Annotated in this window: 10 protein-coding genes, 3 tRNA genes and 1 pseudogene; 2 read left to right on the forward strand and 12 right to left on the reverse strand. The window is 41.6% G+C overall.

Annotated elements, in window-relative coordinates; all coding sequences use genetic code 11:
* From NXS09_RS09290 to def, 12 genes are all read right to left on the reverse strand, one after another.
* On the reverse strand, positions 1-126 hold a 126-nt coding region (locus tag NXS09_RS09290), incomplete at its 3' end, for a GTP-binding protein (protein ID WP_259292089.1).
* Between the two features lie 43 nt (positions 127-169).
* Positions 170-244: transfer RNA gene (locus NXS09_RS09295), tRNA-Thr, on the reverse strand.
* 8 nt (positions 245-252) lie between these two features.
* Positions 253-326, reverse strand: a tRNA-Gly gene (locus tag NXS09_RS09300).
* A 46-nt stretch (positions 327-372) separates the two neighbouring features.
* Positions 373-456: transfer RNA gene (locus NXS09_RS09305), tRNA-Tyr, on the reverse strand.
* A 98-nt stretch (positions 457-554) separates the two neighbouring features.
* Positions 555-806: a YfhL family 4Fe-4S dicluster ferredoxin gene (locus NXS09_RS09310; protein ID WP_151050237.1), complete on the reverse strand. Its 252-nt coding sequence runs from the start codon at positions 804-806 to the stop codon at positions 555-557.
* A gap of 190 nt (positions 807-996) precedes the next feature.
* Positions 997-2400 (reverse strand): OmpP1/FadL family transporter, encoded by a 1404-nt coding sequence (locus NXS09_RS09315; RefSeq protein WP_434803019.1) that lies wholly within the window; start codon positions 2398-2400, stop codon positions 997-999.
* A 461-nt stretch (positions 2401-2861) separates the two neighbouring features.
* A complete protein-coding gene (locus tag NXS09_RS09320; RefSeq protein ID WP_259292252.1) occupies positions 2862-4133 on the reverse strand; it encodes a sigma-54-dependent transcriptional regulator in 1272 nt (423 codons plus the stop codon).
* Positions 4123-6252, reverse strand: a complete 2130-nt coding sequence (locus NXS09_RS09325; RefSeq protein WP_259292253.1) for a sensor histidine kinase — start codon at positions 6250-6252, stop codon at positions 4123-4125. The genes NXS09_RS09320 and NXS09_RS09325 overlap by 11 nt, the downstream gene beginning before the upstream one ends.
* Before the next feature lie 3 nt (positions 6253-6255).
* Positions 6256-6852 carry a DUF4390 domain-containing protein gene (locus NXS09_RS09330; RefSeq protein WP_259292254.1) on the reverse strand — a complete coding sequence of 199 codons (597 nt, stop codon included), beginning with the start codon at positions 6850-6852 and terminating at the stop codon, positions 6256-6258.
* Entirely contained in the window at positions 6818-8077 is a 1260-nt protein-coding gene (gene rsmB / locus NXS09_RS09335) for a 16S rRNA (cytosine(967)-C(5))-methyltransferase RsmB (protein ID WP_259292255.1), read from the reverse strand. The genes NXS09_RS09330 and rsmB overlap by 35 nt, the downstream gene beginning before the upstream one ends.
* Entirely contained in the window at positions 8074-8997 is a 924-nt protein-coding gene (gene fmt, locus NXS09_RS09340; RefSeq protein WP_259292256.1) for a methionyl-tRNA formyltransferase, read from the reverse strand. Before fmt ends, rsmB begins: the two co-directional genes overlap by 4 nt.
* Before the next feature lie 23 nt (positions 8998-9020).
* Positions 9021-9524 carry a peptide deformylase gene (gene def / locus NXS09_RS09345; protein WP_259292257.1) on the reverse strand — a complete coding sequence of 168 codons (504 nt, stop codon included), beginning with the start codon at positions 9522-9524 and terminating at the stop codon, positions 9021-9023.
* A gap of 169 nt (positions 9525-9693) precedes the next feature.
* Here def and NXS09_RS09350 point away from each other — a divergent pair, with 169 nt between their 5' ends.
* Both NXS09_RS09350 and dprA read left to right on the forward strand, forming a co-directional pair.
* Positions 9694-10971: a LysM peptidoglycan-binding domain-containing protein gene (locus NXS09_RS09350; protein WP_259292258.1), complete on the forward strand. Its 1278-nt coding sequence runs from the start codon at positions 9694-9696 to the stop codon at positions 10969-10971.
* Between the two features lie 385 nt (positions 10972-11356).
* Positions 11357-12229, forward strand: a pseudogene (dprA, locus tag NXS09_RS09355) (DNA-processing protein DprA); the annotation flags it as partial.
* Between the last annotated feature and the right edge of the window lie 34 nt (positions 12230-12263).

A 12263-nucleotide genomic window follows, 5' to 3' on the forward strand; every position in this document is an offset into this window, starting at 1 on the left:
ACCGCCGAATTTTTCAGACAAAATAGTGGTCAATGCAGCAGTCAATGTAGTTTTACCATGGTCAACGTGACCAATGGTGCCAACGTTTACGTGCGGTTTGCTCCGCTCGAATTTTTCTTTAGCCATGGCAATTTCCTATTCCTAAAGCTTTTTGTTTGCAATTAACTGATGGTGCCCATGGGCAGAATTGAACTGCCGACCTCTCCCTTACCAAGGGAGTGCTCTACCCCTGAGCTACATGGGCGAATTATTTGGAGCGGGTGAAGGGAATCGAACCCTCACCGTAAGCTTGGAAGGCTTCTGCTCTACCATTGAGCTACACCCGCTTACTTTAATTTCTTCTCTGCTCCAATATATTTAAAGATTGGATTATGGTGGAGGGAGAAGGATTCGAACCTTCGAAGCTTTCGCAACAGATTTACAGTCTGCCCCCTTTGACCGCTCGGGAATCCCTCCATAAAGAGAAACGTGATTATATAGATTTATTTTTCTTAGTCAAGACAATTTAACTATCTTATTTTTTTTTATAACTATGAGATTAATTTTAAATAACTTTATTTTTCAAAAATAATTCGTTCATACTTAGCCTGCAACTCCTCTTCAGTTTCAGGATTCTCTTCATCAATCAGAATGCAATCCACAGGACATACCTGCTGACATTGCGGTTCATCATAATGTCCGACACACTGAGTACAAAGGCTAGGGTTTATTTCATAAATCTCTTCCCCCTGCGAAATTGCGTCATTAGGACACTCAGGCTCGCAAACATCACAGTTAATGCACTCATCCGTAATAAAGAGAGACATTTCTTTCCTCACAAATCTTAATTTCAAAACCGATTTTCGATTATAACACAACAGCCTTCAAATTAATTTTTTCTATTATTGCCTGTAAATTCAAAAACAAAGCCGTCTGACTTCCCAGACGGCTGTATAACAGCATTTAAAGTACAATCAAAAATTTAATATATCTAAAACACTCATATCCTATACTAGTTTAGAATTTATAATTGTATTGAAATCCTAAAATATTAGCACTGCTCTTATAATGTGCAAAAGACGAAACATTGCTGTCCACCGTATTTACATTCGTATTAGAAGTTTTCGCTTGTACAACTGCATTTGCATCTTGTATATGTATATGGCTATATGCAATATTGAATATATGTTTTTTATCTAAATCATATTTAGCACCGATTGAATACCAAATTCGATTACTATCCGGCATAGTTACCAATCTTTCTTGTGCTTTACGCACTGGTGACTGATCATAAGCAACACCAAATCTCACTTGAAGCGGATCATTCACTTGATATGATGCACCAAGTGCCACTTTATAAGTATTGCGCCAATTAGGCAAAATCACTGTTTGATTAGACTCCTGCCCACTAAGTGTACGTTTGGCATTTTCAAATTTCAATTCCGCTCTGTTAAAGCGTGAGTGACGTGTCCATGTTACATCACCAAAAACATTCCATTTAGATGAAATACGATGCAACCCATGGATCGACAAAGACTCCGGCGTAGTAATTTTCAGACTGGCTTTTTCATGTGGCACATACCCTGTTCCACCATTCCCAATAGTCTGTCCAATAGTTTGAGCATAAATTTGCTTAGCCACTAACCCATCAGCGGCCCAATCAGCATTACCTTTTAAATTATGTTTAACATGTGAGCGATAGTTAACACCTATCCTTGTGTTCTCATTAATATCCCACATCCATGCCAAATGGTAACCAAACCCCCAATCTTTACCTTTAACTTCGGCATGTCCATCGAAAACCCCTAAGCCGCTAGTATCGACGTTAGGACGAACAGATGCCCCCCAATCCGCATATTTTCTTAACCCTGCAGAACTATATTGTGCGATTGCACCAACAGCAACAGAGTGTTTTTCATTTATCTTATATGCCAATACAGGCTCAATCGCTATGGTTTTCAACTCAGTTTTATTTAAATTGTATCTCAAAACAGAATCTCTATCATATTCTGTTTCTGAACCAAATGGTACATAAACACCCAACCCTGCCGTTAAATCTTTATTAACTTTATAGGCACCATATAAATGAGGAGCAAAAACAATATCATCTGTAATTTTCCCATCCCTAGCACTTCTTGAAACCTCTGTCCCACCATTATAAATCGCACTTGCGTCATGATATTTAACATTCGGCGCTACTAAATTAATGGATGCGGAAACTTCATTTCCATCCAACTTTGTCAATCCCGCAGGATTATAAAATAGTGTAGATGCATCACTCGCTTCTGCAGCAGAGGAATTGGCTGTACTTTGTGCAGAAACAGACTGTGTACCAAAGTGGTACCCTGAAGCTTGGGCGCTTGACATTACCAAGACAGCTATAATAGATAATGGAAAATAATGTAGTGCGTATTTCTTCATAAAATTCTACTTTTTAAACCGTTTTAAACTAGATAGTGGATTTCATTTATCACAAATGCATCCAGAGCATTGTATAAATAATACAAACCTACCACCCTATACATACTTTCTTTTAAAGATTACAACCAAGTGCCTACAATAAAAAATTTCAGAAGTTAGACACTTTATAGGGTATCTACTAAGATTTTAGTGCAGGAGCTCAATTTTATAATGAAGTTTTGTTAAATGTAATGTTTCACATGGAAATATAAAAATTTATTTACAGTATGTTGCATTTATGTAAAAAATCATTTTACATCCCATCTAAATATTAAATTAAATATGCCTAAAGCGTAATTAATACGAAAGATAGTCCAATAAAAAATAAATTGACTACCTCATTACAAACTTGGGCTGCCTGAAATAATATTTCAGGCAGCCCAAGTTTTAACATATTAAACTAAATAAAACTATGACTCTAATTATTTTTTATCACTTCCCCTGCGGGAAAAATTAATACCTAATTGTTTTAATTTGCGATACAAATGTGTTCGCTCCAAACCTACTTTTTGAGCAACACGACTCATATTGTGATTCTCCTGAACAATATGATATTCAAAATAACGCCGCTCAAGCTCTTCACGAAGTTCGCGTAAAGGCATATTAAAGTTAAAACCGCCTACCATTTCTGATACCGGCAATCGTGTCATATCACCTAAAGCAGCACTAACCTCTGGCTCATCTACAAAATTTTCTTTAGATGCCAAAGCTAAGTTTTTTACCACCCCACGCAGTTGCTCAAGATTACCTGGCCAATCATATTGCTTCAACAAACCTAAGGCTCCGGGGCTAAACTTTACCAAAGGGATTTTTTGGGTTTCTGCCAATTCACTTAGAATTTGTTCAACAAAAAAAACAATATCTTCCGACTGATTGCGTAAAGGAGGAATTTCTACTACACAAGAAGGCAAGATATCTTGCAATTTTGTATCTATCTGATTTTCTAAAGCATCCCCCTTAAAACGACTATTGGCAAAAATAATGCGCACATTACTCCGCTCTGCCTTTGACAATAAAAATGCAATTCCCTGCTGCAAGCTTTTACTATATTGGGCAATATCACCCAAATATAGGATACCGCCGGAAGCCTTTTGAAGCAATTCATTTGGAATATCAACAATATGCTCCGTTTTATTGGGTTCAACCCATGGGGTACCGCTTTTATGGAAATAACGTGCCACCAACTCAAAAGGCGAACCAGGCTCACCATAAAGCAAAGCAGACTTATTCTTTTTAATAGCCGTATCCAACACACGATTCAGCTCTTGAATAGAAGGACTGTTTCCTAATTTATCCAATAACACCCCTGAAGCCGCCTGCATTTCTCCGTATTTCAATGCTCGATCGACAGTAGTAAGCAACTTTTGCAAAGCAATAGGTTTTTCAAGAAAATCCAATGCACCTATTTTCGTTGCTTCCACTGCTGTATCAATACTTGCATGGCCACTCATCATAACAACAGGCATATTGAGCTGCCCATTTTTTGCCCACTCTTTTAAAAGCGTAATCCCATCGCAATCTGGCATCCAAATATCTAGCAATACCATAGCCGGACGTATTTGATGTCTGAGTTGACGGGCTTCTTCGGCATTTTCAGCCAATGTTACCGTATACCCCTCATCCTGAAGAATTTCAGATAAAAGATCTCGAATGCCGATTTCATCATCAACAATTAAAATATCGCTACTGCGCATAAGTTTCTACCAATCTGGGTAAGATTATATTGACGCACGCACCACCTTCTTCTGTAAGGTTACTCAAGCTGATACGGCCGCCATGTTCTTCAATAATTTTTTTTACCACGGGCAACCCCAAACCTGTACCTGTCGGTTTATCGGTAACATATGGATCAAAAGCATGATGCAGCATTTCTTTACTAAAGCTTTTACCATTATTCGACACAATCAACATAACCTGATTGTTATCATCAAGGCCAGTTTGGACATGAACCATTGGGGATAAGCTATTTTCCGCAGCTTCCGCCGCATTTTTAAAAATATTATGCAATACTTGGCGTATAGCCGTTGTATCGGCTTTAATAATTAAAGGTATATTACTCAAATCAGCCTTAAATGTACATGCACTACCTTCATATAAAAGTAAAACTTCTTCAATGAGTTGGTTTAAATTCAGTGGTTCGAATTTAAGAGAGGGTGCGCGAGCATAGTTTCTAAATGCCTCGACCATTTCTTTCAAGGCGGCAACCTGTTTGACAATAGTATCTGTAGAGCGGGTAAGAATCTGTGCATCTGTTCCATCCAACTTATCATGCAATTTCCATGCCAACCTTTCTGCAGAAAGTTGAATCGGTGTTAATGGGTTACGTATTTCGTGTGCCAGTCTTTTTGCCACTTCGCCCCATGCCGCTTCTTTTTGAGCACGGACTAAAGCGGTAATATCATCAAACACCATAACAATCCCATTATCATTGTCATCAGGTAAAATCGTTGCCTTAGCCAATAAAATACGGGCCTCATCCGGTGCAGCATAACTCAATTGGACAGGTTTATCTAACGGCGCAGTATCCACTATTGAAGCAAATGTTTCTGCTAAAACCGCCTGTTGCGGTGCCAGGCCTGCCCAATTATACCAACTACTCCCTTTTAACTCTTTTAATGATACACCTAAAATATGTTCCGCACTTTCATTATATGTTTTCAGACGGCCCGTATCATCAACAGTCACAACTCCTGTTGTAAGACTGGCTAACACACACTCTAAATAGTGGCGTGCAGCCTCCTGCTGTAAACGATTACGCTCGTCTGCATCCTTAGCAATACTAAGTTGCTCTGTCATATGGTTAAACAAATGCGTTAGTCTGCCAAATTCATCATTTCGGTAAATAGGCCGTTTTTGAGAAAAATCGCCTTTCGCAACCGCCCTTGCTCCCTCCGCCAACGACAAAACCGGTTCGACGAAACGGCGGGCAAAATAAAGCGCCATAACTAATGCCAACATAATGGCCAGCAACGTTGCAACTAATAAAGTAACGAGAAAAAAGGTTTGCAGCCCTTGTTTTGCATACGTTAACTCAGCATATTTTGCACGTGCGGCTTCAATCAACGTTGCATCTTGGGCAACATTTTCAGGAATAATCTGCCGAAAAAATAATGCATAATCATGACCGTCGACAGCCACCAGCGGCAGCCATCCTCTCGCATATAAAATGTTACTATGATTCTCTATGCTTCCAGCGGAACCGGTTTCTTCCAGTAAATCACGGGAAGTCTTATCCAAAACCGGAATTGGTAGTTTATTAGGATTACGGACAACATCGGCATTACCAGTATTTAAATCATATATTGCCAACTGATCAAATTTATCCGCATCGGGAAAGGCGGCTAATTGTTTCGCTAAATCTGCTCTGTTAGAAAATGTGCTGATTAGATCCACCTGCAATACTGAGGCATCACGTATCGTATTATCCAAAGCCAGATTCAGTGCCGACTTACTCAGATTTAATCCACGTTCAAGCGCCTCATGCGTATCATTACCGAACCAGGAATTAATGCTGTTAGAAATAAATTGGGAAGACACACCAAAAAGAAACAATCCCGGCAACACGGCTACCAATGTAAACATGCCTGCCAACCTACGGGCAATTTGCGATCCAAAAATACCATTCCGTAAATCACGCATCAACAATAAAACGTAGCGCACCAATACTGCCAGCAAAACAACAATCAGCACTACACTGGATACAATAATCCACCAGAAATAATCACTTAGAATACTGTCGTTTTTAGTTGCCAGGGTCAAAACATAAAGTGATGCAAAGGAAAGCAGCCCTGCCGTTAAAAGAAAATAGCGCATTGCTTATTCCTGCGAAATACTCAAAGATTGCCAACCCGAATCAAGCTGCCAATTTTTAGAAGTCAATGCATTGATTTGGAAAGGTTTAGGTAATTGTGAAGTGCTAAGAACCAAACGAATTTCCGCTTTAGCTTCTTTAGCTGAAACACCATCAAGCGCCCCACTACTCAATACCCGCCAATTTGCCACTGCACCAATGGCACGCAAGGCCGTTTCCAAACTGTTATATTCTGTAGAAAAAGTACCAACGGCTACCCGATAACGATTGGTTAAAGGATGATAAGAAAGTTTGTAATGAATCGTAGTATCACCACTCACCAATTGCCCGAATTTAAAACGATATGCTGCGACAGTCGGCGCAGAAAGCTGATAACTTAAAGTAAAATTAAGTGGTACACCTTGATTTAAAACCTGTTTTAATTGATCAGGTAAGATAGTTTGGAAACGGCTACTCACTGACATTTGTCCGGAGGTTGTCAATGCTGCCTGCAATCGGGTCGCACTTATCCCTTCTGCTGTCGCCTGAAAAGACAACATCATCAAAGTGAGCAAAAACAGTAATCTGCTACTGCTTTTGAATAAGCGCATAATAAAAGCCATCTTGCTGTTTATTCGGAAGAAGCACATGCGATTCCGAACAAACGGCATCGGCATGGCGGTTTAAAAATTTTTGCAGTTGCTGTTCATTTTCCTCAACAAATACCGAACAAGTTGCCAAAAGCATTCTGCCGTTTTTCGTCAAAGTCTGCCAGAGTACGTCGAGAAGTGCTTCTTGTTGACGGGCAGTTTTCATGGCATCCCCCGGACGTCGCAACCACTTAATATCAGGATTACGCCGAACCACACCGGATGCGGTACAAGGTACATCGGCCAATATAGCATCAAATGCCTGTCCGTCATACCAAGCTTGTATATCTTTTGCATCGGCGCATTGTAAGGTGGCCGTCTGAAATCCCAAGCGTTGCAAATTATCGGCTACCCGTTTCAGACGACCTTTATCAATATCCAAGGCAGTCACATCACAATCTGCATATTCTAAAATATGCCCTGTTTTACCACCGGGCGCAGCACACGCATCTAAAATTCTTTCGCCGTTTTTAGGCTTCAATAAATAAGCTGCTTGTTGTGCACCAAAATCTTGAACGGACACTACACCTTCTGAAAAACCAGGCAACCGATGAACAGGTACTGCATCCGACAACATGACTGCATAGTCATCTAAAGCCTTGCCATCAATATCGGCTTGTCGGAGTAATTCAATATATTGCTCGGCATTAAGCCGACGCCGGTTAACACGCAAAGTCATCGGCGGCAACTGTTGCCAAACTGCAACGATATTATGCCAATGCTTGGGATAATGGTTTTGCAAATAATGAATCCACCATTCCGGCAAATTATATTTGGCCATATCATTTTTCTTGCATAGGGCAGTAAGCTGATCCTGCTCTCTTAGAAACCGTCGTAACACTGCATTAGCAAAAGATCGGTATTGCCCCTTACCAATGGCAGCAATACCTTCCACCGCTTCATTGACAACCGCATGAGATGCATTGCGCGTATAAGCCAATTGATACAATGCTACCAGCAATAAGCTTTCCAACTTTAAATCTGTAATCGGTTTTTTCAACATTTTACTTAGCATAAAATGCAAACTGCCACGATATCGTTGCGTACCATAAGCAATATCCTGCAAACCGCCATTTTCTTGGGGACTTAAATCAGGATAACGCTGGCGGATGGCCGCCAATACATCTTGCAGGTTTTGTCCCGAACGGACTCCTACCACACTTTCTGCCGCCAGTTTTTGAACCAGCGCCATACTCATAATTGCGCCCCTACTTCAATATGTTTACCTGCTGCAAATGCAGCAATCAACATACGTTTACTACCTGCGGGTTGGAGTTCGGTAATTCTCAAAGCCTGCTCTCCACAAGCCACAATCAGGCCGTCTGAACCACAATGCAAAACTTCGCCGGCAACGCCGCTATAATCTGCCACTTCGGCCCGCCAGATTTTTAAAGGTTTGCCCTGATACTCCGTCCACGCAGACGGCACCGGATTAAAAGCACGGATTTTACGTTCCACTACTTCGGCAGGTTCATGCCAATTGATTCTGGCTTCTTCTTTAGCTAATTTATGTGCATACGTTACACCGTTTTCAGGTTGAGGCGTGCTTTTCAGACGGCCTTCTTGTTGCAAACGTTGCAAATCAGCAACAATTGCCTGCGCTCCCAGTAACATTAAAGCATCATGTACATCGCCTGCCGTATCATGCTGCTGAATGGCATAACGATGCTCACTAACCACATCGCCGGTATCCAACCCCTCATCCATTTGCATGATACACACACCTGTTTCAGTATCCCCTGCTTCCACTGCCCGCTGTATCGGTGCCGCACCACGCCAGCGAGGTAACAGTGAAGCATGAATATTCAAGCAACCATGTGTCGGAATAGTCAAAACACTTTTAGGCAAAATCAATCCATATGCAGCAACGACCATTACATCGGCTTTCTGCTGTCGCAACATTTCCTGAGCATCTTCGCTCTTTAAACTAGATGGTTGAGCAACGGTTAATCCAAGCTCAATAGCCGCTTGCTTAACCGCAGACGGCTGAAGTTTCATTCCCCGCCCTTTGGGGCGGTCCGGTTGCGTCAACACTAAAGGGATATCAAAACCTGCGGCAGCAATAGCCTTTAAAGCTGCCGCAGAAAAATCAGGAGTACCTGCAAAAATAACTCTCATATTTGAAATAGGCCGTCTGAAATTTATAAATTGTGCTTAGCACGTTTTTTTAATTTGGTTTTAATGCGATTCTGCTTCAAAGCAGACAGATACTCGACAAATACTTTGCCGGCAAGGTGATCCAATTCATGTTGAATACAAATCGCTAGCAATCCGTCGGCTTCCAAGGTGAATTTTTCACCTTCCTCGTTAAACGCTTCAACCGTTACCTGCTCGGCACGGGTAACCGTGTCATAAATACCCGGCACAGACAAACAACCTTCTTCATAAGTGGTTTCACCATTTTTGTGCGTGATAATCGGATTAATAAACACCCGTGGCTCATTTTGCTCTTCCGATAAGTCCATCACAACCACCCGTTCATGCACATCCACCTGCGTGGCTGCCAAACCGATACCTCGGGCTTCGTACATTGTTTCCAACATATCCTTTGTCAGCGTTTTAATACGGTCGTCGATTTCAGCCACTGGTTTGGCTACAGTATGTAAACGCTCGTCGGGATACTTAAGAATGTTAAGTAATGCCATAATTTAATCTCAAATGTAAAAATATGTGTGTATAACGCTATGATATTCGCAATATTCAATGGTAAAATATTAACCTAAATTCAGTATAGAGAGTCATTAAACTCATTATTTAAATTAATCTATATCTTTTAATTTAAAGATAACCGATTCAATTTCAAGGGGAGCAGTCATGCACAAACGTATTATAACCTTGCTTTGCGCCTTGGGTTTGGCTATTTCCGGCCAATCCGTTGCCGCCGAGCTAAAACTCCGCCCAAACGCGCCTCAGCGTTATGTTGTCAAACAAGGGGATACTTTATGGGGTATTTCGGGCAAATTTTTATATAGTCCGTGGCAATGGAGCCGCCTATGGGGCGCAAATCGCCAAACTATTCGTAATCCGCATATGATTTATCCGGGTCAAGTGTTGGTTTTACGCTATATTAACGGACAACCAAGACTGGATTTTGAAAACCGTGCTTCCAATGAAGACGGCATTCCTGTAATTAAACTGGCACCGCGGGTACGCGAAGTTTCTTCCGGCTACGGCATTCAAACCGTCAATGTCGACTTCTACCGTATGTTTATGCAACATCCCCAAGTCATCCCGCAAATGCAAACCCAAGATGCTCCGCGCCTGATAGATGGCCCGGATAACAGCATTCTGTATAGCAAAGGAGACCGTGTTTACGCCTACGGTATTACCGAACCCGGCCGCTATTTGGTTTACCGTGTCCGCAAAGATATTGTAGATCCGCAAACCCATAAATATCTCGGACAAGAAGTCGTATTCAGCGGCATTGTCAGTACCTTACCTTATACCAACAGCGCACTGGATGCCCGCAGCGAAGAAGATGCCAAATATCTGAAAGAAAACCAATACTATACCCGTCTGCACCCTCTGTTAAAAGTACCTACGGAAACCGCTCAGCCGATGGTTGTCGAAGAAGCCGTATCCGAAGTACGCAAAGGTGACTTCTTATTGAAAATGACCGATGAGCGTGATGGTTTCCAAATCATGCCGCATGCACCAAGCCGCCACATTAATGCCACAGTTGTTTCTATTTTTGACGGTATTAGCGAAGCAGGGCAATTCCAAACCATTACCCTAAACAAAGGTGAAGCCGACGGTTTGGATAAGGGTACGGTATTAAGCCTTTACAAACGCGACCGTCAAGTTAGAGTGGATCTGGAAAATGGTATCCGGGGCAATCGTAGTGTGGTGAAATATGTCTCAATTCCCGCTGAAGAAGCCGGACTAGCAATGGTCTACCGTACAGGTCAAAATCTGGCTTCCGCCATCATCTTGGAAAGCCTGACCAATATCAATATTGGCGACACAGCCTCAGAACCCGGACAAGATTTGGATAATATGGCAGATGATATGCGTCATGTAGTCAATATGTCACAAGAATCTCATGATACCGAGTATAATGAATATAACATGAAAAGTAATATCAACCCTTAATTAATCGTTATATCACCAACACACGGCATAAATTCGGCCGTGTGTTTTTTTATTGGTATTTTAGAGACAATACAAACCCGATACCGAACACACCTGACAACATTATTATTTAATTATGCTTTATCAGAAAAATCCGAACATAAAAAATTAACCCATTGAAAGAAAATATATTATTTACTAATTTCCTCTATTTATCCTTTTTTTGCACCTTATACTTCAATATATCTTCATCTCCCCTACTATTCATTATTGAGTATTCGATAAAATAATTTGTTAATTTACACATCAAATTATTAACAAATAATTACAAAAAAGATAAAATGCGAAACATAAAAAAATATAACTTAGTTTATTAAAAATAAATAAACACATTACGGGGCTTGCCATGAATCATTCAGAACGGTTTGCCTGGGCACAACTTGCATTAACACCATATATCGGACCGGAAAGCTTTTTGGCCCTCATTCAATATTATGGTTCCGCACAAGCCGCCCTGGCCGCACCTGCAGAAGCAGTCAGCAAACTCGTTCGCCATAAGCAGGCCGTTGAAGCATGGAAAGGGAAAAACAGTCAGGCCATCACAGCAGCTGAAGCCGCTTTTAATTGGGAAAACCAAGAGCAATGCCGGCTGATGTTGTTGTGTGACAATGACTTTCCTACCATGTTGACAGAAGGAATCACACCGCCGCCATTATTGTTTCTACGCGGCCGTGTCGAATTACTGCAACAGCCTGCTATTGCCATTGTCGGCAGCCGTCATGCCACACCACAGGCATTGCGGATTGCACACGACTTTAGCAAAGCCATAAGCAAGCATGATATTCCCGTAGTGTCCGGTATGGCTTCAGGCATTGATACGGCAGCGCATCAAGGTGCATTGTCAGAAAACGGCGGCACCATCGCCGTATGGGGTACAGGTATAGACCGTATTTATCCGCAGTCTAACCAAGATCTTGCCTATCAAATTGCCGAAAAAGGGTTAATTATCAGTGAATTCCCATTGGGCACCCGCCCTTTGGCCGGTAATTTTCCCCGCCGTAACCGCATTATTGCTGCATTATCGAAAGCCGTACTGGTTGTTGAGGCGGCACCTGAATCAGGTTCGCTGATTACAGCCAGGCTGGCCGGAGAAATGGGGCGGGAAGTCATGGCCGTACCCGGTTCCATCGACAACCCCCATAGTAAAGGCTGTCATAAATTGATTAAAGAAGGTGCCAAGCTGGTGGAGTGCTTGGATGATATTTTATCCGAGTGTCCTTCACTTTCCGAACCTGCCCCCGTCAAACACATTG

This window comes from Neisseria montereyensis (genome assembly GCF_024834045.1).
GTDB classification, from domain to species: Bacteria; Pseudomonadota; Gammaproteobacteria; order Burkholderiales; family Neisseriaceae; genus Neisseria; species Neisseria montereyensis.

Coding starts and splice junctions, on each gene's coding strand:
- NXS09_RS09325 (WP_259292253.1), bottom strand. CDS start 6,252: ATGCGCTATTTTCTTTTAACGGCAGGGCTGCTTTCCTTTGCATCACTT.
- NXS09_RS09310 (WP_151050237.1), bottom strand. CDS start 806: ATGTCTCTCTTTATTACGGATGAGTGCATTAACTGTGATGTTTGCGAG.
- def (WP_259292257.1), bottom strand. CDS start 9,524: ATGGCATTACTTAACATTCTTAAGTATCCCGACGAGCGTTTACATACT.
- NXS09_RS09350 (WP_259292258.1), top strand. CDS start 9,694: ATGCACAAACGTATTATAACCTTGCTTTGCGCCTTGGGTTTGGCTATT.
- NXS09_RS09320 (WP_259292252.1), bottom strand. CDS start 4,133: ATGCGCAGTAGCGATATTTTAATTGTTGATGATGAAATCGGCATTCGA.
- rsmB (WP_259292255.1), bottom strand. CDS start 8,077: ATGAGTATGGCGCTGGTTCAAAAACTGGCGGCAGAAAGTGTGGTAGGA.
- NXS09_RS09315 (WP_434803019.1), bottom strand. CDS start 2,400: ATGAAGAAATACGCACTACATTATTTTCCATTATCTATTATAGCTGTC.
- NXS09_RS09330 (WP_259292254.1), bottom strand. CDS start 6,852: ATGGCTTTTATTATGCGCTTATTCAAAAGCAGTAGCAGATTACTGTTT.
- fmt (WP_259292256.1), bottom strand. CDS start 8,997: ATGAGAGTTATTTTTGCAGGTACTCCTGATTTTTCTGCGGCAGCTTTA.